Origin of the sequence: Cupriavidus sp. KB_39, from assembly GCF_052114485.1 — a bacterium.
In the GTDB taxonomy this organism is placed as follows: Bacteria; Pseudomonadota; Gammaproteobacteria; order Burkholderiales; family Burkholderiaceae; genus Cupriavidus.
Genome location: NZ_JBFREV010000246.1, coordinates 1 through 382 on the forward strand (window position 1 = coordinate 1; position 382 = coordinate 382).

General features: G+C 67.5%; 1 pseudogene. It reads right to left on the reverse strand.

The annotated features are described in order from the left end of the window. Positions 1-382 (reverse strand): annotated as a pseudogene (locus AB4Z27_RS29780) (aspartate-alanine antiporter); the annotation flags it as partial.

Sequence of the window (382 nt, forward strand, 5' to 3'; positions counted from 1 at the left end):
CCAGATAGGTCAGCGTGTACGCGGTGGCGATGTTCGATTCCATCCGCGTGGTTTCCGCCGCGCCCAGGCCAAGGTGCTTGAGCGCTTCGGCCGCCGTGCCGACCACAGCCGATTCGGTGGCAGCGCCAGCCGCCAGCCCCGCCGCCGTGCCGGGGTCCAGGCCCATCATCCGCGTGGCGGTGAGTACGATGGAGATGACGGCAATCGCCTCGATCAGGGGCAGCACCATGAACCGCAGGCTGGAGCGGTTCAGGTTGGCGAAGAACTGCGGGCCGCCGGAATAGCCCATCGCGAAGATGAACAGCGCGAAGGCCACCTCCTTCAGCTCCCCGTGGAGCTGGCAGCCGGTCTGCCCGATCAACAGCGCCACGATCAGCGTGCC